This window comes from Vreelandella zhuhanensis (assembly GCF_009793355.1).
GTDB lineage: Bacteria > Pseudomonadota > Gammaproteobacteria > Pseudomonadales > Halomonadaceae > Vreelandella > Vreelandella zhuhanensis.
Genome location: NZ_WTKP01000011.1, coordinates 26,765 through 50,642, shown reverse-complemented (window position 1 = coordinate 50,642; position 23,878 = coordinate 26,765). Strand labels below are relative to the sequence as shown.

Genomic DNA, 23,878 nt, shown 5'->3' with positions numbered 1-23,878 from the left:
TGGCTGCCCGTTTCTATTCAAGCCCTGGATGATTATCAAGAGCTTGGGATGGCCTTTTCAACACCAGAAGTCATGCAGCGGCGTATCGCGGTGATAATGCGTGGCAATCTGGGCTTGCAGCAATTCTGCCGTCGCCAACGCATCGATCAGGGCATGATGGCCCTGATACGCTGGCAATCCATAGCGTTCTCGGCTGGGCTGCAAGCGAATCGGTACCGGAGGATGCCCTACCCAACGTTTGAAACGCGCCCACATGGATTGCCGATGCCGCCGCGCTTCCAGCGACATGGTATCGATCATGGGAAACATGACACTCTCGCCACGGCGTGCCTTGACGGCCTCATTGAGAAAAGGCCGTTCGATATGTCGAAAATGCACCACGACAATACGCCCCGCCAAACTTTCCAGCAGTTCATCGAGGATTGCGTCCAGATCCGGAGCCTGAGCGATTTCCGAGTGGGTAATATGATGATAGGCAATTGAGCTTTCGACCAAGGCGCGAGGTGGTTTTATCACCCAGTATCGCCGCTGTGAAACGCGAATTCGGTCCAGGGTAAAGGGAACCACTCCCAAGCTTACAATCGCATGGCGGCGCTCATCCAGGCCGGTGGTTTCCATATCCAGTGCCACCATTGGCACGTCCTTGATAGGCGTATCGGGAGCCGGTAACGGCGTGGCAAAGAAATTTGCCACGCCATCATCTCGAGCTTGCTCGGCACGTTGCGACATATATGTCTGCCAGTCCGACAAACGCTGCCTTGAACGCACTCTGAGCATTATGTAGCCCGCCGGTTGGCTGGCATCGGATAGCGAAACTTGAGAAATTTTTGTGCATTGCTCAATACCTGAAAAGCATCCTTGAGCGTATGCCGCTCCGTGTCGGCAACATTTTCCGGTTCAATATTGTTATCCGGCATTCGGCCTTCCTGTAAGTCAATTGCTTGATGACGGATACGCGACATGCACATGAATTCCAACGCATAGCGTAATTTGTCCACGGCACCCGGCATCAGAAGTTGCGTCTCAGCAATGTCATCCAAGCGTTGAAAAGAATTTTGCGCTCGAGAGCCTGCGGCCATGGCATGCACCCGAATCACATCCACCATGGGTGCCGTGCCTCGGCGCTTGAGATTGATCGAGTTGTTATGTTTACCATCCTTTTCCATTACAAAGGTGCGGAAAAACCCTAGGGGTGGCGTTCGGTTGAGCGCATTGCGCGCCATGGCGGCGAGAAACAATGGGCGTTGAGGTGCCTTTTCAGCAATCAGGTCCTGGAGCTGTTCAATGTAGATTTCTTCACCATCGACGGAGTCCAGATCAAAGAATATCGAACTATGCAACAAACGCTCGGGCGTCGGGTTGTCCATCCAGTCATTGAAATACATCTTCCAGATGCGCAAGGGTTGACGCCATTGACGGTTGGTTGCCATCACATCACCCTTGCAGTAGGTGTAACCACAGGCCGCCAGCCCATCGCTAACGTACTTGGCCAATGCCAGAAAGTAGCTGTCATGCTGCTCGGGAACAAAATCATCCGACAACACCAAGGCATTGTCCTGGTCGGTGACGATGTTCTGTTCGTTGCGCGCCATGGAGCCATTGACCATGAAGCAATAAGGCACCGGTGGCGGCCCTAGCTCCTCTTCGGCCAACTCCAGCAAACGACGCGTGAGCCCTCGGCCGATGGTGGATAAGGCACTTCCCACCATGTGCGAATTGGCCCCTTCGTCCACCATCCGCACAAAGGCGGCGCGTACATCCGATGCCAGACGTGCCAGACCCTCTGCGCTTGACTGGCTAAAGATATTGCTCACCAGATAGAGCCCGCTCTGGGTTTCGTAACGAATGATGTCCGATAGATGGACGATACCCACCGGACGCCGACGATAAAGTACCGGTAGATGATGTATGTTATTGCGCAGCATGGTGAGCATGGCCTCATAAACCGTCTCATCCGACTGGATCGTGATCAGCCGCTGGGAAATCACCTCCCCCACCGGGGTCTCGGGGGAGAGCCCTTGTGCCACCACGCGCGTCCTGAAATCGCTGTCGGTCAAAATGCCGCGGATCTGCCAAGTACGCTCTTCGCTGTCGATAAAGCTGCGGCGAGGATCGTCGTCAGCTTCTTCCAATACCAAGGCGGCCGACACCTGAGCCTCGGTCACTTGGCGTGCTGCTTGCTGTACGCTAGTGGTGGTCTCGACCATGACCGGATAACGGGAGAGCAATTTGCGTATCCGAGTGATCATCATGTCGTTGTCTTTTTTTTGTTGTTCCACGGCTGTTTCCAGACGCGGTCTTTCCAGTTCAACAAAATCAGCAAAGTGATCATCTTCAGCACAGAGTGTCTGAAACACTTCATCCGGAATGAAATAGATCAAGGTATCTTCGATGGCCTTGGCGGGAAAACTCACTCTATGACTACGTAACAAGCTGAAGTGGCCGAAAATATCGCCTTCGCCCAACCGGTTATAGAGCTCACCTTTGCGTCGATACACTTCGACGGCGCCACTACGGATGTAACATAAATCCGTTACTGGCTGGCCGAAAAGCATGATGTCACTGCCGGCTTTAAAGTAACTAATCTCGACATGGGTCGCGATCAGGTCCAGGAGGTCGTCCGACAGGCTATCGAAAGGCGGAAATTTGCCCATATGTTGACGAATATCGAGAAGTTCCACGTCCATGCTACCTCCTGGTCCTGCATTCAATGAGACTCTTCATGCTTGCTATCTGATTGCGAGTCAGTGTGGAGCGCCATGCACCGGGCGTAAAGTCATCCGGACAGGAAATCGCACATAAAAAAAGCCACCCTCGGGTGGCTTCTTATGTACGCGCCATCAACAATACCAGATGGCGCGTATTTCGCTAATCAAGCGAAATCGGGCAGTATAGATCAGGAATCAGCTGCCATTTCTTGAACACGTTGCATCATTTCCGGATTCTGCTGGATCGCCTGACCGATGGCATTGAACGTATCGACATCCAGACCGCTATTTTCCACGACTTCAATCATCTTGTCGTTGGCTTCAGCACGAACTTCCTGCTGAGCGGATTCGTCTTCTGCACCATGTAGACGCTCGGTGTATTCTTGAGAAATCACTGCGATTTCCTGTGACGCATCGGCGAACTGTTGTAGCTGCTGATCAGAAAAATCCTGCGCCACCGGGGCGGATTGCTGGGTTGTCGCAGGATCTTGAGCGGAATCCTGTTGAGCGTGGGCGGTAGCCGTCATAAAACCGGCAGCCAGAAGAGCAGCTGAAAACAGTGCGGTCATCCGTTTCATGAAAAGAACCTCTACATAGTGAATGTTGAATTGCCCCCCTGTGACGCATGTTGGGCAGGCAGGTTCCTTTTTTAATGTAAAAAAACGCAAAAGCTTATAACAAAATTTAAACAAAACTCCCGGCTAATCACCGCAGTTCGGCAGAAACAAGAGATCAACCTCATGTCAAAAAGCGTAGCGACACCCACTGCCGCCTCCCTGGGGCTGGCCGCCATGCCGGTGGTCTTTGTATTGTTATGGAGCACGGGATTCATTGGGGCCAAGTTCGGCTTGCCATACGCCGAGCCCTTTACTTTCCTGTTCGTGCGTTTTGTATTGACGCTCGCCTTGTTGCTACCGCTAGTGCTGTTGATGCGGATCTCCTGGCCTCGAGATGCCAAGCTGTGGGCACATATCGGTGTCTCGGGGCTTTTGGTGCATGGCACCTATTTGGGCGGTGTGTTTTATGGCATTTACCTGGGCATGCCCGCGGGACTGGCTTCCCTGTTAGTAGGCTTACAGCCGCTTCTGACCGCAGCCTGTGCCGGGCCTTTGCTCAACGAACGGTTAACCACACGCCAATGGTTGGGGCTGGGGCTGGGGCTTTTAGGCATCACACTGGTGCTGGGCAGCAAGCTTGAACTGGGGGAATCGTTGTTCCAGGGGTTCGGGATGGGTGCTCTGTTCAGCGTCCTGGCAGCCTTGGCCGGAATTTCGCTGGGCACGCTTTATCAGAAACGTTTTTGTACCACCATGCCGCTACTTTCCGGCGCCGTGATTCAGTACGTTGCCGCTGGCCTGTTACTTGGCTTGGGCGCCCTGCTTTTTGAAACCCGGCAGATCGATTGGACGCCTACCTTCATTCTGACACTTGGCTGGTTAGTGTTGATTCTCTCGATAGCCGCCATCCTGCTGTTGATGGCACTGATCAAGCGAGGAGAGGCATCACGCGTCGCCAGCCTGTTTTATCTGGTACCCCCAGTGACCGCTCTTCAAGCCTGGTGGTTATTTGACGAACGTCTACCGCTACTCGGCTTAGGTGGTATGGCAGTGGCCATCATCGGTGTAGTATTAGTCGTCCATAAAGGTAAGAATACTTCATCAAGCCGTTAACTCAATTTACGTCAGGATGCGTATAACACATGCAAGGCCATTCCAATTGCGCGCGTGTTGCAGGACACTGCAATCGCTGTGATAAGCCGGTGCCGTTTGCCTTTACCATGGCATTTCAGCCCATCGTTGATGTGCATCAGAAACGTATTGTTTATTACGAGGCGCTAGTTCGTGGCCTGAATGGCGAATCCGCCGGTAGTATCCTGGGTCAGGTGACCGACGACTTGATGTACCGGTTCGATCAAGCCTGCCGCATCAAAGCCATCGAACTTGCCAGTCAACTCGATATGCAGGAAATACTTTCGATCAACTTCATGCCTAATGCCGTCTACGAGCCCGAGGCGTGTATTCAGGCTACCCTGGAAACCTCTCGACGGGTGGGCTGGCCTACCCAACGGCTCAATTTTGAAATTACCGAAACCGAACGCGTCAGAGATCGCGCGCATCTGCGCAACATCATCGAAAGCTACCATGCCATGGGCTTCACCACCTCGCTGGATGATTTCGGCAATGGGTTTGCCAACCTGGATTTATTGACCGACTTGCGCCCGGACACGCTCAAGATCGACCGTGAACTGATCATGGGCTGTGACACTAACAAGCGACGCCAAGCTATCCTGCGTAGCATTGTCGTTCTGGCCGAAAATCTTGGTACCAAGCTGGTGGGGGAAGGGATTGAAACCCGTGAGGAGTCGCGCTGCCTGGTGGACTTGGGAATAAATGTGCAACAGGGTTTTTATTTTTCGCGGCCCAAGCTGGAAGCGTTGGCCACGATTGATCCGGAAAAATATCTCTGACGCCTGACAGGTTCTACGCATCGGTTTCTATCAAGGATTGGAGAGTCGCTCCAAATAAGCAGAGCCTCCCAAGTTACGCATCTGCTGACGAATCCACTGGCTTCGCCGTTCAACCTGATCATTCGGACGGGCAGCATTACGGGTCCGTGGGCTGGGTAGAATCGCCGCGAGCAGGCTGGCTTGCCGTACGCTCAATGTATCGGCGGAGGCCCCGAAATAATGCTGGGCGGCAGCTTCCAGACCAAACACGGCGTTATCCCATTCCGCCACGTTGAGATACACCTCAAGAATCCGCTGTTTACTCCAGAACGTTTCGATCAACAGGGTGAACCAAGCTTCCAGCCCTTTACGTAACCAGCTTCGCCCGCTCCAAAGAAAGACATTCTTGGCGGTTTGCTGGCTAAGCGTACTCGCACCACGTAACCGAGCCCCATTACGGCTCGCCTCCCAGGCACGTTTCAACTCCACCAGATCAAAACCGTGGTGCTGAGGAAAGCGCTGGTCTTCAGCGGCAATCACCGCCAATTTGGCATTCACCGACATCGCTTCCCAAGAGCGCCACTCTCGCTTGATATCGATGGGTTCACTATGAACCCAGCTTTGAATCTTACGCTCCACCATCACCATGGAGCCCGGTGGCGGCACCACACGAAACAACACCACCAAGACCACAGATACCAGCACAAACGCCAGCACGCCACGCCACATAACCCTCCAAACCAGGTGAGCGAGACGACGCAACGTGCGGCTTAGCATGAAAGATTCGCCATGTTAGCGCTTGAACAAATGTTCGGCGTGATAACGAAGATGATCCTCGATGAATGAGGCGATGAAGAAGTAGCTATGGTCGTAGCCGGGTTGCCGACGCAAAGTCAGCGGATGATCGTGTTCTTCACAGACCGCTTCCAGATGCTCGGGCTTGAGCTGTTCTTCAAGAAAATCATCCGCGTCCCCTTGGTCGATGAACAGACGTTGGCGTGAGGCGCCATGGGCAACCAGCTCACAGGCGTCATATTGACGCCAGCGCGAGACATCATCACCCAAATACTCGGTAAAGGCTTTTTTACCCCATGGAGAGGCGATGGGGTTCACCACCGGTGAGAAAGCCGAGACCGAACGAAACCGACCGGGGTGGCGCAGGGCCAGGATCAAGGCGCCATGACCACCCATCGAATGTCCACTGATGGATTCCCGGCCATTGACCGGAAAGTGTTGGCGTACGACCGAAGGCAGTTCCTCGATCACATAATCGTACATCCGGTAGTGCTTTTTCCAAGGTGCTTCGCTGGCATTGACATAGAACCCCGCGCCCGACCCTAGGTCGTAACTCTCATGCTCGCCGGGCAGATCCGTTCCCCTTGGGCTGGTATCGGGACATACGATCGCGACACCCAACTCCGCCGCCACTCGCTGCGCGCCGGCTTTCTGCATGAAATTTTCATCCGTACAGGTAAGTCCGGAAAGCCACCACAACAAGGGCACCCGTTCTTTTTCCGCCTGAGGAGGTAGATATACCGCAAACACCATCTCGCAATCCAAGGCACGGGAATAATGGCGGTAACGCTTGTGCCACCCTCCAAAGCTGCGGTTGGCCGACACCAATTCCAATGTTTCACTCATGCTCATGAGGGGCTCCTTGTGATAGCGACTCGATCATGCTGGGTATTTATTCATCATCATACCGGACTTCAATAGTGCAGCACGGTTCGAATGCTCTTGCCGGCGTGGAGTAGCTCAAATGCCTCATTGATCTTTTCGAAAGGCATGTCCTGAGTAATGAACTCGTCAATCTTGAGCTCACCATTCATGTAACGGTCGACATAACCCGGCAATTCACTTCTGCCTTTCACGCCCCCAAAGGCGGAACCTTTCCAGACACGCCCAGTGACCAATTGAAAAGGCCGCGTGCAAATTTCTTCACCGGCACCGGCCACGCCGATGATGATGGATTCTCCCCAGCCCTTGTGACAACACTCCAGCGCCGAGCGCATGACGTTCACATTGCCGATACACTCGAAGGAGTAGTCAACGCCACCATCGGTCAAGTCCACGATCACCTCTTGAATCGGTGCGGCATGGTCCTTGGGGTTGACGAAATCCGTGGCGCCGAATTGCCTGGCCAGCTCGAACTTATCGGCGTTGATGTCGATGGCGATGATACGGGCAGCCTTAGCCATCTGGGCGCCCTGGATCACTGCCAAGCCGATGGCGCCCAGACCGAAAACAGCCACTGTAGCACCCGGCTCGACCTTGGCGGTATTGAGTACCGCACCAATACCCGTGGTGACGCCACACCCCAACAGGCAGATCTTGTCCATCGGGGCCTCTTTTGACACCACCGCCAGGGACACTTCCGGCAATACGGTATATTCGCTGAACGTGGAGGTACCCATGTAATGGTACAACGGCTTGCCTTCCAGCGAAAAACGGCTGGTGCCATCGGGCATCACCCCTTTGCCTTGGGTCGCCCGCACGGCGCTACACAGATTGGTCTTGCCGGATAGGCAGAATTTACACTTGCCACATTCAGCGGTATAGAGCGGAATCACATGATCACCCGGCTTGACGCTGACCACCCCTTCCCCGACTTCTTCGACTACCCCGGCGCCTTCATGGCCGAGTACCGCGGGAAAGTTACCCTCCGGGTCCGCTCCGGACAGCGTAAAGGCATCGGTGTGACACACACTGGTTGCCACCATTCGCACCAGCACCTCACCGGCTTTCGGTCCCTCTACATCGATCTCGACAAGTTCGAGCGGTTTACCGGCGCTTAACGCCACGGCAGCACGTGATTTCATGAAGCTCTCCTAAGATCGACTATGGCTCCAACAGGACGGCAGTCCCGTCTGGTGGAGCAGTGATTTTCATTGAATCAGAGATTTAGCAGTGTACGCCAGCGACGAGATGGGTTGAAGCATCTACCTTCAAGATAGATACTGGTAATTCGTGAATGCCCAGTGCGCGTTTCGAAAAGTCGCGTTATACTTAACATTCACCAGTGGATGTATATCGTCGCCAAGCGCCATTTGTTAATAAGGTAATTCATGCCTCATCCTCCCCCCCATGCGCCTATTTCCTTTCGAGCCGCAACTTTGCGCACTGTGCTCTATGTACTGCTCGTGGGAGCTATCGCGCAAGGCGCCTATCTGGAAGCTCTCTATTTCCCCGGAATTCGCTTTTCCGAGTGGGGATTCACCGAGTTCACCCAGACGTTGTTTCTGGCTAGCAGTTGCGTCCTGCTTCTCTATATACGCCAGGGTCTCAAGGTATGGCCCAACGTCACGCTACTGATGCTGGCGTTTCTCGCCGCCTCGCTGGTCAGGGAGCAGGATGCTTTTCTCGACACCTACGTGGCAGATAATACCTGGAAGGTACTGGTGGCCTTCATCATCCTGCCTTCCCTTTACTGGGTAGGACGCAACCGGCATCGCTTCCTCGACGAATTCACCTATTTTGGCAACTCGCTTTCCTTCGGCTTGTTCATGTCCGGCCTGCTGGTCACCTATGTCTTTTCCCGCCTTTATGGGCGCCAGGATTTCTGGCGCGCGGTGCTGGAGGATGACTATGTGCGCGACTTCAAGAATGTCGCGGAAGAAGTGGTAGAGCTAATGGGCTATGCCTTGATACTGATTGCCGTTATTGAACTGCTCATCATGGCGCGGCGCTGGCGTCTAGCCAACGCTTGATAGCAGGCGGCATGCACTAGAATATAAAAAAACGCCCACAGCTTGGCTGCGGACGTTTTGTCGGGCATACAGGACGCCTACTTACTGCCTTGCTAAACTTGACGCTACCGAATTACTCGTCGAGAAACGAGCGTAATGGCTCCGAGCGGCTCGGATGACGCAGCTTGCGCAATGCCTTGGCTTCAATCTGACGAATACGCTCACGAGTGACATCGAACTGCTTACCGACTTCTTCAAGCGTGTGGTCGGTATTCATATCGATCCCGAAACGCATACGCAGCACCTTGGCTTCACGGGCCGTCAGCCCACCCAGGACGTTACGTGTCGCTTCGATCAAGCCTTCGCCGGTAGCCATGTCAATCGGCAACAGCATGGTACCGTCTTCAATGAAGTCACCCAGGTGCGAATCGTCGTCATCACCAATGGGGGTCTCCATGGAGATCGGCTCCTTGGCGATCTTGAGCACCTTGCGTACTTTTTCTTCCGGCATTTCCAGGCGTTCACCCAACTCTTCCGGTGTCGGCTCACGCCCCATTTCCTGAAGCATCTGGCGCGATACCCGGTTGAGCTTATTGATCGTCTCGATCATGTGAACTGGAATACGGATGGTACGTGCCTGGTCAGCGATCGAACGGGTAATCGCCTGACGAATCCACCAAGTGGCATAGGTCGAGAACTTGTAACCCCGGCGATATTCGAACTTGTCCACCGCCTTCATCAAGCCGATATTGCCCTCCTGGATAAGATCCAGGAATTGCAGGCCACGGTTGGTGTACTTCTTGGCAATCGATATCACCAAGCGCAGGTTGGCCTCGACCATTTCTTTCTTGGCACGACGTGCTTTCGCCTCACCAATCGAGAGACGGCGATTGACTTCCTTCAAGGAGGCCACCGGCAACTGCACCATATCTTCTTCAAAAGCGATCTTGCGTTGAGCACGCGCGATGTCCGTACGCAATGGCTCCAGACGATCGGCATAGCGGGGGAATTCCGCTTGAAAATCATCCAGCCAGTCCTTGCGCGACTCGTTACCCGGGAATGCCTTGATGAAGGTCTTGCGCGGCACTTTGGCTTTTTTCACGCACAGCTGCATCACGGCCTTTTCCTGAGCACGTACCTGCTCGACACTGATCCGTACCTGGCCTACCAGACGTTCGAAATGCTTGGGCACCAGCTTGATGGGAGAAAACAACTCTGCCAAACGAGCCTGCTCTGCCTTGACCTTCGGATCATTCCGGCCATGTTTTTCTAGGGCTTCGAGAAAGGCGGCATTCTGCTCACGAATCTGCTCAAAGCGTGCCTTCGCTTCTTCTGGGTCAGGTCCACCTTCGCTTGCAGTGGAATCCTCTTCCTCGCCGTCCTCGGCATCGAGATCACTTTCCGGGATTTCCTCGGGCTCTGGGACTTCAGCCTCTGCCACGCCGGGAATACCTTCGTCGGGATCGATAAAGCCGGAAAACAGATCGGAAAGACGCCCGGGCGCCTCTTCATCCTGAGTGGCATCATAGGCATCAAGGATCGAACTGACGGCACCAGGCAGGTATGCCAGCGCCGACATGACTTCGCGTGTGCCCTCTTCAATCCGCTTGGCGATCTTGATCTCGCCTTCACGGGTGAGAAGCTCCACCGTTCCCATTTCACGCATGTACATGCGTACCGGGTCGGTAGTGCGTCCCACGTCACTTTCCACGGCCGCAAGAGCCGCCACGGCCTCTTCCGCCGCGGACTCGTCCGTGGAGTGATCCGACATCATCAAAGTGTCTTCATCCGGGGCAACTTCAACGACACTGATACCCATGTCGTTGATCATGCCAATGATGTCTTCCACTTGATCCGGGTCGGCGATATCCTCAGGTAGATGGTCGTTGACCTCGGCATAGGTCAGGTAGCCCTGTTCCTTGCCGCGCGCGATCAACTCCTTCAGACGTGACTGCTGCTGTGCATTTCCAGCCATAGAAACCCTATCTCGACGAAGAAGAATGAAGCACCTGAAGCGCTGAGAAGGAAAAACTCAACAAGCCGAACAGTATAACGGTAGCGATGGGATATTTTCCAGCTTAGCGTATTTGCGAGGCAATTCAGGTGTGTTAGGTTGTTTGGTTAGCCAGCGTTTGGTAGCTGGCCAGCAATGTGGTGAATGTGGTGATGGTCAGGCAAGAATTCAACCCCTCTACCGGAAAACATCACTGCAAGGAGGCCTTTTATCGACACCCTTGCTTCACCAACACGCTTAAATCAGGAACGCTGTGAAAGCTCCATGACCAAGGTCGCCAAACGCCGACGCTGGACGTGATCGAGGCGCTTCCCCGCCCTCTCCTGGGCCAACAAGGCGTCGTATTCCTCTTGCGGCGACTGTCGCCGCCGGCGCTTTTCGAAGTGTTCCAGCAATCCCGTAAGTTCCGCTTTCCGTGTGGCTTTGGGAATCAACAGTTCACGCCGCGCCAGGCTGGTCAAACGCTGCCCCTCCAGGCTGCCTTGAAAATGCGCCAGTAACACCTGGGTACTGCGGTAGCGCCCCGCCCTGAGCAGTTTCGCCACGGCAGAGTATAACAAGGCATCCGGGTCATCTTCGGGCAGCCAATCCTCTTCATCGGGCAGGACCTCCATCAACCCCGGTTCATGCAAAAGCAATTGCACGATACGCGCCAAAGGGCTCAAGGCTCCCGCAGATGCTTTTGCCGGCACCGTTGGCGTCCGGCGACTCACTACCTGAGCTTCTTTCTGCTCCGAAGGGCCGACCTCGCGCAAGCGCCTGGCTGTCTGGGCCTGTTGCTCGCGCTGCGCCAGCAATTCGCCCAGGCGCTGACGGGACAGCCCGCTGCGCCGAGCCAATTCTTCCAACAACAGCGACTTGAGTACGCCTTCTGGTACCTTTGCCAGCGCTATCAATACCTTGGTGGCAAAGCGTTCACGCCCTTCCACCCCCGACAACGCCTGGCCTTGCCCCGCCTGCTCGAAGAGAAACTCCGAAAGCGGCATGGCACAGGTCACACGGTCCGCGAACGCCTCACGACCTTCACGGCGCACCAAGGTGTCGGGATCTTCACCATCCGGCAAGAACAGAAAGCGTGCCTCTCTGCCATCGAGCATCAACGGTAGAATGGTTTCCAAGGCCCGGCTTGCCGCTTGAAGTCCCGCTCGATCGCCATCGAAGCAAAATACTACCCGGCTGACCAAGCGGAATAATCGAATTAGATGCTCTTCGGTGGTTGCAGTTCCCAATGTCGCGACTGCATTTTGGATACCGTACTGGGCCAACGCCACGACATCCATATAGCCTTCGACGATCACCACCTGCTCCAGGCGCGGGTTCGCCTGGCGCGCTTCGTACAAGCCGTACAGTTCCCGGCCTTTGTGAAATACCGGCGTTTCCGGAGAATTCAGGTATTTCGGCTGAGCGTCCCCCATGACCCGCCCGCCAAAAGCGATAGTGCGGCCGCGAACATCACGGATAGGGAAAATGACCCGGTCACGAAATCGGTCGTAGGTACGTCCACTGTCTTCATGCTGAATCAGTAGCCCGTACTCCACCTGAACCGGCTCGGCGATACCGCGTTCGCTCAAATGTCGCTTGAGCCCTTCCCACCCGGAAGGAGCGTAGCCAATCCCATAGGTTTTGACCACTTCCTGCGACAATTTGCGACGCTTCAGGTAATCGCGCGCCGCCGCACCTTCCTGCATGGCCAGCCGTTCGCGATAAAAACTTGCGGCAAGCTCGAGAAGATTGACGCCCTCCCGGCGTTTTTTTTCACGCCCCTTGGCATGGGGGTCATCTGCGCCTTCCCGCGGCACCTCAAGGCCCAGGCGCCCCGCCAAATGCTCCACTGCGTCGGGAAACAGCAGCTTGTCATATTCCATCAGGAAACGCAGGGCGTTACCGTGAGCGCCACAGCCAAAGCAATGATAGAACTGCTTGTCGGCACTGACGGTGAAGGAGGGCGTCTTTTCCTGATGAAACGGACACAGACCCGAGTAATTACGACCCGCCTTTTTCAGCGACACACGCTCACCGACAACTTCAACCACATCGACGCGGCCGAGCAAGTCATCAATGAAACGTTGAGGAATCTGACCCGCCATAGGTTGCCAGTGGCCTCGCCTGAGGCGTTGTTTCATTCCCGCAGCACCTGAGCGGCACGACAAGAAGATCTAACAAAACGAAAAACAAACGGCCACCTAGTGGCGGCCGCTTGGCATCCCTCTTGAGACAACCGATCAAAACGACTCAGTTGTCCCCGTACGGATCAATAGAGCCGTTCGAAGCGCTTTTGTTCACGCTGAATCTTCTTGGCATGACGCTTGACAGCAGCTGCCGCCTTACGCTTGCGTTCCGCTGTCGGCTTTTCGTAGTTTTCACGACGACGCACTTCAGACAGAACACCAGCTTTTTCGCAAGAACGCTTGAAGCGACGCAGCGCGACGTCAAACGGCTCGTTATCACGTACTTTAACAGAAGGCATTAAGCACTCACCTACCTTAAGGAGTCTTGAGTTCGGATAGCACGCACATTGCGCTTATATAAGCTTAGAACACACAATGCACGACCCAGGTTTACAGCGCACAATAGTCTAGTCCTGCATGCCCTGCATTGCAAACAATGTACTGACTTCTGGTTTCATGGAATAACGCTGCGCCTGTCCCCGCGGCCTGTCGATAATGCTAGACTTCGGCCTCTTTACCTCTGCAGTCGAGAATCAAGGCATGCGCGTACTGGGCATTGAAACGTCCTGCGACGAAACCGGCGTCGCGCTTTACGATACCAGCGTCAACGATAACCAGGGCGGCTTGCTGGGCGATGCGCTCTACAGCCAGGTCGCCATGCATGCCGAATATGGCGGCGTGGTGCCTGAGCTGGCCTCCCGCGATCACACTCGCAAACTATTGCCGTTGATTACCCAGGTCCTCGATGAGGCCGGGCTCAGCCGCCAGGAGCTTGATGGGATTGCCTATACCGCAGGGCCCGGCCTTGTCGGTGCCCTGATGGTAGGCGCCAGTACCGCGCACGGCATGGCTCGCGCCTTGGGTATTCCCGTTCTCGGCGTCCATCACATGGAAGGCCATCTGCTCGCGCCCATGCTGGAAGACGAGCCACCGGCTTTCCCATTCGTAGCGCTACTTGTCTCCGGTGGGCACACCCAGTTGGTGGAAGTGCAAGGGCTGGGGCGCTATCGATTGCTCGGTGAGTCGGTCGACGACGCCGCCGGCGAAGCCTTCGACAAGGCCGCCAAGATGTTGGGGCTGGCTTACCCCGGAGGGCCTCAGGTGGCACGCCTGGCCGAGCAGGGTAACCCCAAACGCTTTCGTTTTCCGCGCCCCATGACCGATCGTCCGGGGCTGGACTTCAGCTTTTCGGGCCTCAAGACGCATACGCTGACCGCGATTCGCCGCCTGGAAGCCGATGGGGAACTTGACCAGCAGGCCCGGGCCGATATCGCCCGCGCCTTCGAAGAAGCCGTGGCGGATACCCTGGTGATAAAATGTCGTCGCGCCCTGGATCAGACCGGCCTGAAACGGCTGGTGGTGGCGGGAGGCGTGAGTGCCAACCAGCGCCTGCGCGAACGGCTCGCGCAGGAAACCGCCAAGCGTAACGCCCGAGCGTTCTATCCCCGCGGACGCTTCTGTACCGATAACGGCGCCATGATTGCCTACGTGGGCGCTCAGCGCCTGTTGGCCGGCGAACGAGACGCCGACACCATGCTTGCCATCCCCCGCTGGCCGCTGGAAACCTTGACTGCCCCGTCTAAGGCTCCTTGAAACGAGAAGCGACATCTCGGCGCAAACGACGCAAATTATGCCAATGGCGTACCAGCACCAGAACGCTGAAGACAACCACTATCCCGGTATATTCAGGCGTTAGCCATAGGCTCAACAATGGCGTGAGTAACGCACTGACAATCGACGCCTGGCCGGGGTTTTTCAACCACCAGGCCATCAGCGCCCAGCTCAGCACTCCCAACAGCGCCACTTCGGGCACCAATACCAGCAGCACACCCAAGGCGCTTGCCACCGCCTTGCCCCCGCGGAAACCATGCCATAGCGGATAACTGTGCCCCAGTAATACGGCAAGCCCCACCGCACCCTGCAACCATACCGGCATGCCTAGCCATTTGACTAATCCCACTACCGGCATGCCCTTGAGGGCATCCAATATCACGGTCATCAGCGCCAAGCGCGAGCCGTGCGTGCGCAGAACGTTGGAGGCGCCAGGGTTGAAGGACCCGCATTGTCGTGGGTCCACCACGCCGGCCCAACGACAAACGCTCAGCGCCGCCAACCAACTTCCGCATAAATAGCCCACAAGTATCCATATCATGACTATCCGCTCGCTTTCTGCCTGGTTCGTCTGTCGCTCGACGGCGTCCTCACGTACAATCAGCCGGCTGATTGAAAGGGGAAGGCTCATGGATCGCATCTTGATCGAAGCGTTGGATGTCGACACTATCATCGGCGTCTATGGCTGGGAACGTACGATCACTCAGGCACTGCAACTCGACCTTGAACTGGCTAGCGACATTCGCTCGGCGGCCGCCACCGATGATCTGCGTCTGACCCTGGATTATGCCGCCATCTGTCAGCGAATCCAGGCGTTTGCCGATGCACATCAATTCGCCCTGGTGGAAACCTTCGCCGAACGTCTGGCCGAATGCCTGCGCAATGAATTTCCCATTGCCTGGCTACGCCTGACGGTACGCAAGCCCGGCGCGGTGGCCAGGGCGAAAAGTGTTGGTATTATGATTACCCGAGGCGTACGTCCTTCTCACGAGCAGGAGCCAAGCTGATGAGGCAAGTGACGGTCAGTCTAGGCAGCAATATCGAGCCGGAGCGGCATATCCGCCTGTGTCTCGATGCCCTCCAGGCACGTTTCGGCAACCTTGCCATATCCGGGGTGTTTGAAAGCGAACCGGTGGGATTTCTCGATAGCCGTAATTTCTACAATCTGGTGGTAGCGTTTTACAGCAACGCCACCCCCGGCGAGCTCCACGCCTGGGCCAAGCACCTGGAAGCCCAACATGGGCGTCGTCCGGACACGCCCAAATACAGTCCACGCGCTCTGGACATCGACCTTCTTACCGTAGGCGAGCTGTGCGGCCTCATCGACGGCGTGACACTGCCACGTGGCGAAATCACTCAGAACGCCTTTGTGCTACAACCGCTCACCGAGTTAATGCCTGACGCCCGCCATCCGCAAAGCGGAATAGCTTACGCAACGTTATGGAAAAATTTCTCGATGGGCAGCCAACGCCTGTGGCCGGTGGACTTTCGCTGGCAAGGCAGATGGCTTTCGCGTTACGCCGACGCTCACCTAAATAACGCCCGGTTAAGCGCTGCTCGATAATGCCTGCGCTACCGCATCACGTCGCTTTCGTTTCAAGGCTTCGCCCAACTCCCCCCCTTTGTAGCCGGCGGCCAGCAGGTCGCGTGGCTCTACACCACGTGCAGCCTGCCAGGCCCGTTGCACATGTTCCGCCAGGTGCGGCTGCTGGCACTCGATAAACGCCAACTGATCCTCGATCTGCTGGGGCTTACGCCAACCATCAAGGTTGTTCAGCCACGCCATTATCGCTTCCACCGTCACCTCTCCCCGACGCCCATGCTCCAGTAACCGGTGGCTTGCGGCACTATGCCGAGCCAGCTGGGCGACTACCTTGGGCAAGCGCAAGCGCTCGGCAAGGCACTGGCGAGCCTCGGGCGTCAAATGCTCTACCAGCCTGGCATAACGCCAATGCGCCACGCTCGGCGAACCGGACAGGGGGATTTCATGCAGCCGCGCCAGCGCCGTCTCAAGCGAAGCCTCCCCAGCCGCAACAAGCTCCGGCATCAGCACGCAAAGGGCGTCACAGGCCGAAAGCGCATGAAAGTAAGCTTCGGGCTGGGGTTCGCCCAAGGCTTTTTCGGTTTCGACCCAGACCCGCTCGGCAGCCAGATGTTCAAGCTCACCGCTACGCGAAAGCTCCATCATCAATGCCTGCGTCTCCTCAGCAATGACGAACCCCAGCCCTGCGTAACGGGCCAGAAACCGCGCCGTGCGCAATACCCGCAAGGGGTCCTCCACGAAAGCCTGCGACACATGGCGCAGCACCCGTGCCTTTAGGTCCGCCAGCCCCCCGTAAGGGTCGACCAGCTCGCCCTCGGGGGTCTCCGCCATGGCATTGATGGTCAAGTCGCGCCGCGCCAGGTCGTCTTCCAGGCTCACATCAGGGCTTGCATGGACGCTGAAGCCTACATAGCCATGGCCGGACTTACGCTCGGTACGCGCCAGTGCGTACTCTTCATGGGTTTCCGGGTGCAGGAATACCGGAAAATCCCGCCCTACCGGTTTGAAACCGCGTTTGCGTAACATTTCCGGCGTGGCACCCACCACCACCCAGTCATTGTCGTAGACCGGCCATCCCAGGCGATCATCACGTACCGCACCGCCGACACGATAGACCTCCAGTCCCGCAAGCCGCCGATCACGTTGCGCAGCCGACGTCATGATTTTTCCCTTGTCTGCTGGCTGGGCACGCTGATCCGCTTGCCGGTTTCCAGGTCAAGTGCGGTCAAGCTGCCTCCCCATACGCAGCCGGTATCCAGAGCCTCGGCGCGCACCTTGGCCTTGGGCAGCCGCCCTTGCAGCGCCGCCCAATGCCCGAAAATCAGATAAGGATCATCCTGCCGGGCAAATTGAAACCAGGGGGCGAACCCTTTCGGGGCGCTATCCAGCCCTTCCTTGGCCTCGAAATCCAAGCGCCCTTCGGCATCGATGAAACGCATGCGGGTCAAAGCATTGGTGATCATGCGCAGGCGCTCGATGCCTTCAAGCTCAGGGCGCCAGCGACGCGGCTGATTACCGTACATCTGTTTCAAAAAGGCGCCGGCGCGTTCTCCGGTCAAGGCAGCGTTGACTTCGGCCCCCAGTGCTTCAGCCTGATCAAGCGTCCACTGAGGCAACAAGCCTGCATGGGTCATCAGGGTATCGCCATGCCTTACGCTCAAGGGCAATGCCTGCAACCAGTCGAGAAGCGCTTCTCGATCCGGCGCCTCGAGAATAGGCAGCAGGGTATCGTTTTTTTTCAGCTTGCCACCGCCCCGCGCCACCGCCAGAAGGTGAAGGTCATGATTGCCCAGCACCGAGCAAGCGGCAGCGCCCAATGCCTTGACCTCGCGCAAGCATTCGAGCGAACCGGGGCCACGGTTGACCAGGTCTCCCGCCAGCCATAACCGATCATGAGCCGGATTGAAATCAATCGCCTCGAGAAGCGCCACCAGTTCCGCATGGCAGCCTTGTAAATCACCTATCGCATACGTGGTCATGCTCAGCCTTTTCGGTCACGTTAACCAGAGCCTTCCTGGCGCCTGGTCGCGTTCAATGAATTTGATTCAACCCCGCCAGCCGAAAGGGCGCGATGGGTACATCGAAGGATTGCTGGGTGGAGACATCGAAACACGTATAAGCCCCCTCCATCACGCCCACGGGGCTTTGCAAAATCGCGCGGCTGGTATAGCGAAAGCGCTGGCCGGGGCCGATCAAGGGTTGCTGGCCGACCACCCCCTTGCCGCGCACCTCCTGATTCTCTCCATTGCCCTGGGTGATTTTCCAGTAACGCGCCATGAGCTGTACGCTATGAGCGCTGGTATTGTGAATGGTCACGGTGTAACCGAAGACATAGCGTGACTCGGATTCGCTGGATTCTTCACTGCGGTAATAGGGTTCGATAGTGACGCCGATGTCCGACACACTCACTCCTCGTGACTCGCGGCATTATTTGCCGCCAGATGGTTGGCGATCCGCACGTACTCTTCCACGGTTAAGGTTTGCGGCCGGCGCCCAGGGTCGATTCCCAAGCTCTCCAGTTGCTCGGCGGCAATCAGCCCTTTGAGGTTGTTGCGCAATGTTTTGCGCCGTTGACCGAAGGCCGTGCGCACCATATCGAACAACACCCGAGTGTCTTGAGCGGTATGCGGCAGTTCAGCATGCGGGGTCAAGCGAACGATCGCCGAGTCCACCTTGGGGCGTGGCACGAACGCCTCCGGCGGCACCACAAACAACTGATCGACCCGGCAGTGATACTGCGCCATCACCGAAAGCCGCCCCCAGTCCGGGCCGCCCGGCTGTGCCGCCAGACGCTCGACCACTTCCTTTTGCAACATAAAATGCATGTCGCCAATGGCATCCCCCATGGAGAGCAGATGCACGATCAAGGGCGTGGAAATATTGTAGGGCAGGTTACCCACCACGCGCAGTGCCGGCCCCTCGCCCTTCAGGGCGGCGAAATCGAACTTGAGCGCATCGCCTTCGTGAATCACGAAATCAGCATAGTTGAAGAATTGCACTCGCAGGCCGGGAATCAGGTCGCGGTCCAGCTCGATGACTTCCAGATGCCCGGCGGCGTCGAGTAAAGGTTCAGTCAGCGCGCCCTGGCCGGGGCCGATTTCCACCAGCCGGTCGGAGGCACGCGGGGCGATCGAACGCACGATCCGCGAGATAATGCCCGGGTCGCGCAAGAAGTTTTGACCGAAGCGCTTACGGGCGCGATGAACCGGCACTTGAGACATGAAAACGCTGTCCTTGGAAGTTGAGTGACACTGACATTGAATGCCGCTGAAATTGAACGACACCAGGATTGAACGGCACTGAAAGCCGACGGTTTCCGCTGTTAACCGAGCCGCTTGCGACCTGCCAGGGTGGCTGCCAGATTGAGGGCCACCTTCAGGCTTGCAGGATCGGCTTGGCCCAATCCGGCCAGATCCAGCGCCGTGCCGTGATCCACCGAGGTACGGACCAGCGGCAGACCCAGGGTAATGTTGGCCGCCCGCCCGAAGCCAGCATATTTCAACACCGCCAGCCCTTGGTCGTGATACATCGCCAGTACCGCATCCACGCCCGCCAGGTGGCGCGGAGTAAACAACGTATCGGCGGGCAGCGGACCATGAATGTCCAGCCCCTCAGCGCGCAAGGCGCTCAGGGTCGGCGTGATGATGGTCTGCTCCTCATTACCCAGATGGCCGTCTTCACCGGCGTGGGGATTCAAGCCACACACCGCAATCCGTGGCGCCAGGATACCGAACTGTTGCCGCAAGCCGGTTTCCAGAATGCGCACCACCCGCCTCAATCGCTCGACGGTGATCGCATCCGCCACTTCACGCAAGGGCAAATGCGTGGTGACTAACGCCACTCGCAAGTCGCCTGCACCCTGCCAGCCGGGCACCTGGCTGTGTAGGGCGCGATCGGTGGCCAGCAGCATGACCACTTCGCTCACCTGGCACGCATCGCGCAGAAACTCGGTGTGGCCGGTAAATTCCGGGTGCCCGCCCTCGATGATCACCCCTTTATGCAGAGGGGCCGTTACCATTGCCTGGGCATGGCCGGCAAGACATGCCTTCACCGCCACATTCAAGGTTTGCAGCACGTAATCGGCATTGGCCGGGTTGAGCACCCCGGGAATGGCGGGTTCATCCAGAAACACCGGCCATACCGCCAGCACCCCGGTCCTGCTTTCAGGCAGAGCCTTGCCGGGTTGGCTGACGCTGATCCGCACCTGCAAACCCAACTGGCGGGCACGCGCCGCCAACATTTCAGGATCGCCGATGGCGACAGTGCCTGAGGGCAGGTCGCCGGTGACGGCCAGCATCAGGGCAAGCTCGGGACCGATACCCGCAGGCTCACCGGTGGTCAAAACCAGCCGGGGGCGGGCGTGTTCCAAGCCAGGCATTATAGGCGGATATCGACGAAGGCTTGCGAACGGATTTCCTGGTGCCAGTTTTCCAGCGCCTCATTGGCACGCCGCTGGAACAGCGCCTGGCGTACCTGTTCACGCTGTACTTCCTGGCTGGCATCCTGGCGATACTGCTCGAGTGCACGCTCGACATCACGCTCGGTGACCGACACGCGCCCCCCCACTTGGCGCTGCTGCACCTGACGAATCAGCATTTCACGGCGAATGTCTTCACGTACATCGGCCAGGGACGAGCCGTCGGCTTCGAGCGCATCGGCGAATTCATCCAGGCTCATGCCATTGGATTCAGCAATGCGCCGCACTTGCTGATTGAGCTCGGTTTCATCCACGCTGAAGTTGGCTTCGCGAGCCTTTTGCAACTGGATTTCCTCTATCACCATGCGCTCCAGCACTTGCTCTCGAAGCGCTGGCCGGGACGGCAAACTGGCACCTTGCCCTTCGGCTTGACGAAGCACCTGTTGCAATCGGTCATCGAGTTCGCTTTGCATGATGGCACGGTCATCGACCACCGCCACGATACGGTCGAGCACACGTCGTTCCGTGGATTGAAAGTCCTGCGCCTGCAAGGTTATCGGAGCAATCCCCAGGCACAAAGCCAGCCCCAGAACGCGTCCCAGCGTGGTGATCTTTGTGCTGCACATCAATGGATTTCGTTTGTTCATATAACGTTTGCTCTTATAAACTTCGTTCATATAAAACGTCTCTTGAGAGTAAGCGTCTGGCTCGATCGGTCTTGCTCAATAGAACTGGCTCAATCGAACAGGGCAGCGAATCCAGGTAACCGGGCTCCTAGGAAAGCCTCTAGAACTGCGTCGCACGATAACCAGGGATCGCCTGCTCGAAAGCACCGCCCGAATGTTGTCCCATGCCACCCAAGCCTTTGAACACAAAACGCAGGAAAATTCCCCGGTCACTGAAGTCATCTTCCACGCGCGCGGTGTCGTTATCGTCCACCCACTCACGCCACACCAGCTGCAGGCCGTAACAACAATCATTCCACTGCACACCGGCCAACTGGTCAAGCGAACGCTGATGCGTCTGATCGTGAAGATAACGTCCGATCAAATCCAGGCGTGGCGTGGCTTTCCAGGCAAAGGAAACATCTATCTCTTCGCGGTTGTAATCCCGATAGGCATCATCACCCGGCAAAACGCCCGGGTCGAAGCCTTGGATTTCCCAGCGATACCCGAGGTTCAGTACATGACCGTCAGGATGCCGGTAGCGAGCTTCGACAGAAGAGCGCTCGGTCTGGTTACGCTGATCATCGTAAAGCCATTCATAACCCGCGCTCCAGCGTGGGGTGATCTGCCAGTCCAGACGGGTCACCAGTGGCGAACGCTCGCGGGTCGCCTGATAATAGCGCGCCTCGGTGAGATACTCGTCGCGGCGCGACTTGTCCGGGTCACCGTCGATGTCGATGCGTCGATCGGCAAAATACACACTCTGCCCCACCCCTGCCGAAAGCCGCTCAGCGCCAGCGTCGTCTTCCAGCAGGCGCGATTCCAGCGCATAAGAGAGGCGATTGAGGTCCCCGACGCGGTCGGCGCCGGAAAAACGCCGGGTCGACCATAACTGGTCCCATGAAAACGTCCGCTCACGACTGTCGAAATCGGGCAGGTCACGCTGATCGGTACGCGGCACATAGGCGTAGTTGAGACGTGGCTCCAACGTCTGGCGGTAATCCTGCCCGCCCAGCGCCAGTTCACGCTCGAACACCAGGCCGCCATCCACCGAACTCAACGCCACGCTACGCGTCGGCGTGTCGCTGCGCTGCGTCGGGCGATCACCGTAATCCAGCGTGTAAGCGGTATGCCAAAGTTCGGTACGTGGTTCAAGGTAACCCCAGGGGCGCTCGAAACGCCACCCGACTACCGGGGTAAGATGCAGCCGCGACCCGATGGCCGCCTCACGCTCCGGCACGACGGTCTCGTCCACGTCACGCCAGAAATATGTCGCATTGGAGCGCCATTCGGAATACAGGCCGTTATCAAACTGCCATTGAGCGTTGGCGGTCAGGCTGGGCAGGCGGTAGAACGGCTTGTCGTTATCGGCAAGCGGGTCTTCCAGACGCTGAAACCCCTGGGCACGGGCGTCCAGTTGCCAGCGTTCACCGCGATAATCCACCTGAGCCAGCCGTTCCATGCTGACTCTCGAGTCTCCGTCGATGCCTCTGTCGAAATCATCGAAGTAGCGCCCGTCGCTGGCGCCGCCGTAACGCAGGCGATAATCGCTGCGTGAGGTCAGACGCCCTGCATGGGTGGCATCGATATACCAGCGATCCTCTCCGGCATAACGATTGGCGCCACCGCCGGAGCCGCCATCGTCACTGGAAAGCCAGGCCCCCTCGATCTGCCCGGCGCTTGCCTCGCGCAAATAACGGTACTCACCGCCCAGCAACCAGCCATGATCGGACAACCAGCGCGGAACGAAAGTGGCATCCTGATCAGGCGCGATATTCCAGTAAAACGGCTGGGCATAATCGATCCCGTCCCCGGAAGCACTCAAGGAAGGCCACAGAAAACCCGTCTGTCGACGATCATCCAGCGGAAAACGCAGCCAAGGCCAATAGAACACCGGCACATCCTTGACTTCGAGCCGGGCATGGCGAGCGGTACCCACGCCACTTGCCTGATTGAGCTTGATGTCGCTACTCACCAGACGCCAGGTATTGTCACCCGGATCACAGGTCGTGAAACCGGCATCACGCAGACGATAGCGATCTTCCCCGGTCTGCTTCAACTGGGCCGCCTGGCCGCGAATATGCTGGTCGTAGAACACATAAGCGGTATCTTCCAGCGTCGCGCGATCGGCGCTCAATGCCATATCCGCTCGTTCAGCGCGCACCAGGACGCGCCCATCCCGCAAGGAAAGCTTTCCTTCTGCGTACAGCTGCTCGCGGTCCGCAGGGATTTTCAATGACTGGGCTTCCAGTTGGGCATCGCCGCGGCGAAGCACCACATCACCACGCAACAGAGCGTCTCCGCCGGTGGCATAATTCAGCGCATCCGCTTCCAGCGAAAGAGCCTCGGGGTCGGGCGCAGCTGACAGACGGTATGCCGGCATGACGTAACGTCCGCGACATAGCTGTCCTTCTGCGGCCGCGCCCTCCCAAGGGTGCCAATCAAGCTGTTCCGCCGTGGGTTCGTCGCCCTGCCCCCAGGCAGGGCTCAGCGATGCACTTGCCAGCAAGCCAGCCCCCAGCATTCGCGAAATCGGTGCCGTGCGCGAAAGTCGCTTGCCCATGTCCGTTATCCTTGGCATCGAGAATCGGTATTATACAGTCCGCATGATGCCCGACCA

Annotated in this window: 23 protein-coding genes; 6 read left to right on the top strand and 17 right to left on the bottom strand. The window is 57.2% G+C overall.

Annotation, left to right across the window (positions count from 1 at the left end; all coding sequences use genetic code 11):
* Positions 1–57: 57 nt before the first annotated feature.
* The 3 genes from GPM19_RS13880 to GPM19_RS13870 form a co-directional block, all read right to left on the bottom strand.
* The gene (locus GPM19_RS13880; protein ID WP_160419614.1) at positions 58–777 is read right to left on the bottom strand and encodes a 3'-5' exonuclease; all 720 of its coding nucleotides are present in this window, start codon (positions 775–777) and stop codon (positions 58–60) included.
* Positions 777–2,687, bottom strand: a complete 1,911-nt coding sequence (locus tag GPM19_RS15750; protein ID WP_160419613.1) for a DUF294 nucleotidyltransferase-like domain-containing protein — start codon at positions 2,685–2,687, stop codon at positions 777–779. Before GPM19_RS15750 ends, GPM19_RS13880 begins: the two co-directional genes overlap by 1 nt.
* Positions 2,688–2,896: 209 nt before the next feature.
* Positions 2,897–3,286: a DUF4168 domain-containing protein gene (locus GPM19_RS13870; RefSeq protein ID WP_160419612.1), complete on the bottom strand. Its 390-nt coding sequence runs from the start codon at positions 3,284–3,286 to the stop codon at positions 2,897–2,899.
* A 162-nt stretch (positions 3,287–3,448) separates the two neighbouring features.
* On the opposite strand from GPM19_RS13870, the gene GPM19_RS13865 reads away from it, so the two are divergent.
* The gene (locus GPM19_RS13865) at positions 3,449–4,378 is read left to right on the top strand and encodes a DMT family transporter (RefSeq protein ID WP_160419611.1); all 930 of its coding nucleotides are present in this window, start codon (positions 3,449–3,451) and stop codon (positions 4,376–4,378) included.
* Positions 4,379–4,407: 29 nt separating this feature from the next.
* Positions 4,408–5,175 (top strand): EAL domain-containing protein, encoded by a 768-nt coding sequence (locus GPM19_RS13860; protein ID WP_227842449.1) that lies wholly within the window; start codon positions 4,408–4,410, stop codon positions 5,173–5,175.
* Positions 5,176–5,205: 30 nt separating this feature from the next.
* On the opposite strand, the gene mtgA is transcribed toward GPM19_RS13860, so the two are convergent.
* The 3 genes from mtgA to GPM19_RS13845 all read right to left on the bottom strand — a co-directional run bounded on the left by mtgA (position 5,206) and on the right by GPM19_RS13845 (position 7,973).
* A complete protein-coding gene (gene mtgA, locus GPM19_RS13855) occupies positions 5,206–5,931 on the bottom strand; it encodes a monofunctional biosynthetic peptidoglycan transglycosylase (protein WP_160419610.1) in 726 nt (241 codons plus the stop codon).
* Positions 5,932–5,946: 15 nt separating this feature from the next.
* Positions 5,947–6,801, bottom strand: coding sequence for an S-formylglutathione hydrolase (fghA, locus tag GPM19_RS13850; protein ID WP_160419609.1), 855 nt, complete (start codon positions 6,799–6,801; stop codon positions 5,947–5,949).
* A 62-nt stretch (positions 6,802–6,863) separates the two neighbouring features.
* Positions 6,864–7,973 (bottom strand): S-(hydroxymethyl)glutathione dehydrogenase/class III alcohol dehydrogenase, encoded by a 1,110-nt coding sequence (locus GPM19_RS13845; protein WP_160419608.1) that lies wholly within the window; start codon positions 7,971–7,973, stop codon positions 6,864–6,866.
* A 246-nt stretch (positions 7,974–8,219) separates the two neighbouring features.
* Here GPM19_RS13845 and GPM19_RS13840 point away from each other — a divergent pair, with 246 nt between their 5' ends.
* Complete coding sequence (locus GPM19_RS13840; protein ID WP_160419607.1) at positions 8,220–8,861, top strand: hypothetical protein; 642 nt, start codon at positions 8,220–8,222, stop codon at positions 8,859–8,861.
* A gap of 112 nt (positions 8,862–8,973) precedes the next feature.
* Here GPM19_RS13840 and rpoD read toward each other — a convergent pair whose 3' ends face one another.
* From rpoD to rpsU, 3 genes are all read right to left on the bottom strand, one after another.
* Positions 8,974–10,815, bottom strand: a complete 1,842-nt coding sequence (gene rpoD / locus GPM19_RS13835; protein ID WP_160419606.1) for an RNA polymerase sigma factor RpoD — start codon at positions 10,813–10,815, stop codon at positions 8,974–8,976.
* Positions 10,816–11,096: 281 nt separating this feature from the next.
* Positions 11,097–12,941 carry a DNA primase gene (gene dnaG / locus GPM19_RS13830; protein WP_160419639.1) on the bottom strand — a complete coding sequence of 615 codons (1,845 nt, stop codon included), beginning with the start codon at positions 12,939–12,941 and terminating at the stop codon, positions 11,097–11,099.
* Between the two features lie 164 nt (positions 12,942–13,105).
* Positions 13,106–13,321 carry a 30S ribosomal protein S21 gene (gene rpsU, locus GPM19_RS13825; RefSeq protein WP_160419605.1) on the bottom strand — a complete coding sequence of 72 codons (216 nt, stop codon included), beginning with the start codon at positions 13,319–13,321 and terminating at the stop codon, positions 13,106–13,108.
* Between the two features lie 241 nt (positions 13,322–13,562).
* On the opposite strand from rpsU, the gene tsaD reads away from it, so the two are divergent.
* Positions 13,563–14,615 carry a tRNA (adenosine(37)-N6)-threonylcarbamoyltransferase complex transferase subunit TsaD gene (gene tsaD / locus GPM19_RS13820; protein ID WP_160419604.1) on the top strand — a complete coding sequence of 351 codons (1,053 nt, stop codon included), beginning with the start codon at positions 13,563–13,565 and terminating at the stop codon, positions 14,613–14,615.
* Here the strand turns inward: tsaD and plsY are convergent.
* Positions 14,602–15,174 (bottom strand): glycerol-3-phosphate 1-O-acyltransferase PlsY, encoded by a 573-nt coding sequence (gene plsY / locus GPM19_RS13815; RefSeq protein WP_160419638.1) that lies wholly within the window; start codon positions 15,172–15,174, stop codon positions 14,602–14,604. The two genes, tsaD and plsY, sit on opposite strands and share 14 nt — an antisense overlap.
* An 88-nt stretch (positions 15,175–15,262) precedes the next feature.
* Between plsY and folB the strand changes: the two genes are divergently transcribed.
* Positions 15,263–15,640: a dihydroneopterin aldolase gene (folB, locus tag GPM19_RS13810; protein WP_160419603.1), complete on the top strand. Its 378-nt coding sequence runs from the start codon at positions 15,263–15,265 to the stop codon at positions 15,638–15,640.
* Positions 15,640–16,197 carry a 2-amino-4-hydroxy-6-hydroxymethyldihydropteridine diphosphokinase gene (gene folK, locus GPM19_RS13805; RefSeq protein ID WP_160419602.1) on the top strand — a complete coding sequence of 186 codons (558 nt, stop codon included), beginning with the start codon at positions 15,640–15,642 and terminating at the stop codon, positions 16,195–16,197. Before folB ends, folK begins: the two co-directional genes overlap by 1 nt.
* Here folK and GPM19_RS13800 read toward each other — a convergent pair.
* The 7 genes from GPM19_RS13800 to GPM19_RS13770 all read right to left on the bottom strand — a co-directional run bounded on the left by GPM19_RS13800 (position 16,180) and on the right by GPM19_RS13770 (position 23,821).
* Positions 16,180–17,337, bottom strand: a complete 1,158-nt coding sequence (locus tag GPM19_RS13800) for a tRNA nucleotidyltransferase/poly(A) polymerase-related protein (protein WP_319928130.1) — start codon at positions 17,335–17,337, stop codon at positions 16,180–16,182. The genes folK and GPM19_RS13800 overlap by 18 nt on opposite strands.
* Complete coding sequence (locus tag GPM19_RS13795) at positions 17,334–18,155, bottom strand: symmetrical bis(5'-nucleosyl)-tetraphosphatase (protein WP_160419601.1); 822 nt, start codon at positions 18,153–18,155, stop codon at positions 17,334–17,336. Before GPM19_RS13795 ends, GPM19_RS13800 begins: the two co-directional genes overlap by 4 nt.
* A 52-nt stretch (positions 18,156–18,207) precedes the next feature.
* Positions 18,208–18,579: a Co2+/Mg2+ efflux facilitator ApaG/CorD gene (gene apaG, locus GPM19_RS13790; RefSeq protein ID WP_371829368.1), complete on the bottom strand. Its 372-nt coding sequence runs from the start codon at positions 18,577–18,579 to the stop codon at positions 18,208–18,210.
* Between the two features lie 2 nt (positions 18,580–18,581).
* Positions 18,582–19,397, bottom strand: coding sequence for a 16S rRNA (adenine(1518)-N(6)/adenine(1519)-N(6))-dimethyltransferase RsmA (rsmA, locus tag GPM19_RS13785; RefSeq protein ID WP_160419600.1), 816 nt, complete (start codon positions 19,395–19,397; stop codon positions 18,582–18,584).
* A gap of 101 nt (positions 19,398–19,498) precedes the next feature.
* Positions 19,499–20,554 (bottom strand): 4-hydroxythreonine-4-phosphate dehydrogenase PdxA, encoded by a 1,056-nt coding sequence (pdxA, locus tag GPM19_RS13780; RefSeq protein WP_160419599.1) that lies wholly within the window; start codon positions 20,552–20,554, stop codon positions 19,499–19,501.
* The gene (locus GPM19_RS13775; protein ID WP_160419598.1) at positions 20,554–21,240 is read right to left on the bottom strand and encodes a SurA N-terminal domain-containing protein; all 687 of its coding nucleotides are present in this window, start codon (positions 21,238–21,240) and stop codon (positions 20,554–20,556) included. Before GPM19_RS13775 ends, pdxA begins: the two co-directional genes overlap by 1 nt.
* Before the next feature lie 139 nt (positions 21,241–21,379).
* Entirely contained in the window at positions 21,380–23,821 is a 2,442-nt protein-coding gene (locus tag GPM19_RS13770; protein ID WP_160419597.1) for an LPS-assembly protein LptD, read from the bottom strand.
* Positions 23,822–23,878 lie beyond the last annotated feature (57 nt).

Bases quoted from the DNA above. Each gene is read 5' to 3' on its own strand.
- GPM19_RS13880 (WP_160419614.1), bottom strand. From the start codon at position 777: ATGCTCAGAGTGCGTTCAAGGCAGCGTTTGTCGGACTGGCAGACATAT.
- GPM19_RS15750 (WP_160419613.1), bottom strand. From the start codon at position 2,687: ATGGACGTGGAACTTCTCGATATTCGTCAACATATGGGCAAATTTCCG.
- GPM19_RS13870 (WP_160419612.1), bottom strand. From the start codon at position 3,286: ATGAAACGGATGACCGCACTGTTTTCAGCTGCTCTTCTGGCTGCCGGT.
- GPM19_RS13865 (WP_160419611.1), top strand. From the start codon at position 3,449: ATGTCAAAAAGCGTAGCGACACCCACTGCCGCCTCCCTGGGGCTGGCC.
- GPM19_RS13860 (WP_227842449.1), top strand. From the start codon at position 4,408: ATGCAAGGCCATTCCAATTGCGCGCGTGTTGCAGGACACTGCAATCGC.
- mtgA (WP_160419610.1), bottom strand. From the start codon at position 5,931: ATGCTAAGCCGCACGTTGCGTCGTCTCGCTCACCTGGTTTGGAGGGTT.
- fghA (WP_160419609.1), bottom strand. From the start codon at position 6,801: ATGAGCATGAGTGAAACATTGGAATTGGTGTCGGCCAACCGCAGCTTT.
- GPM19_RS13845 (WP_160419608.1), bottom strand. From the start codon at position 7,973: ATGAAATCACGTGCTGCCGTGGCGTTAAGCGCCGGTAAACCGCTCGAA.
- GPM19_RS13840 (WP_160419607.1), top strand. From the start codon at position 8,220: ATGCCTCATCCTCCCCCCCATGCGCCTATTTCCTTTCGAGCCGCAACT.
- rpoD (WP_160419606.1), bottom strand. From the start codon at position 10,815: ATGGCTGGAAATGCACAGCAGCAGTCACGTCTGAAGGAGTTGATCGCG.
- dnaG (WP_160419639.1), bottom strand. From the start codon at position 12,941: ATGGCGGGTCAGATTCCTCAACGTTTCATTGATGACTTGCTCGGCCGC.
- rpsU (WP_160419605.1), bottom strand. From the start codon at position 13,321: ATGCCTTCTGTTAAAGTACGTGATAACGAGCCGTTTGACGTCGCGCTG.
- tsaD (WP_160419604.1), top strand. From the start codon at position 13,563: ATGCGCGTACTGGGCATTGAAACGTCCTGCGACGAAACCGGCGTCGCG.
- plsY (WP_160419638.1), bottom strand. From the start codon at position 15,174: ATGATATGGATACTTGTGGGCTATTTATGCGGAAGTTGGTTGGCGGCG.
- folB (WP_160419603.1), top strand. From the start codon at position 15,263: ATGGATCGCATCTTGATCGAAGCGTTGGATGTCGACACTATCATCGGC.
- folK (WP_160419602.1), top strand. From the start codon at position 15,640: ATGAGGCAAGTGACGGTCAGTCTAGGCAGCAATATCGAGCCGGAGCGG.
- GPM19_RS13800 (WP_319928130.1), bottom strand. From the start codon at position 17,337: ATGACGTCGGCTGCGCAACGTGATCGGCGGCTTGCGGGACTGGAGGTC.
- GPM19_RS13795 (WP_160419601.1), bottom strand. From the start codon at position 18,155: ATGACCACGTATGCGATAGGTGATTTACAAGGCTGCCATGCGGAACTG.
- rsmA (WP_160419600.1), bottom strand. From the start codon at position 19,397: ATGTCTCAAGTGCCGGTTCATCGCGCCCGTAAGCGCTTCGGTCAAAAC.
- pdxA (WP_160419599.1), bottom strand. From the start codon at position 20,554: ATGCCTGGCTTGGAACACGCCCGCCCCCGGCTGGTTTTGACCACCGGT.
- GPM19_RS13775 (WP_160419598.1), bottom strand. From the start codon at position 21,240: ATGAACAAACGAAATCCATTGATGTGCAGCACAAAGATCACCACGCTG.
- GPM19_RS13770 (WP_160419597.1), bottom strand. From the start codon at position 23,821: ATGGGCAAGCGACTTTCGCGCACGGCACCGATTTCGCGAATGCTGGGG.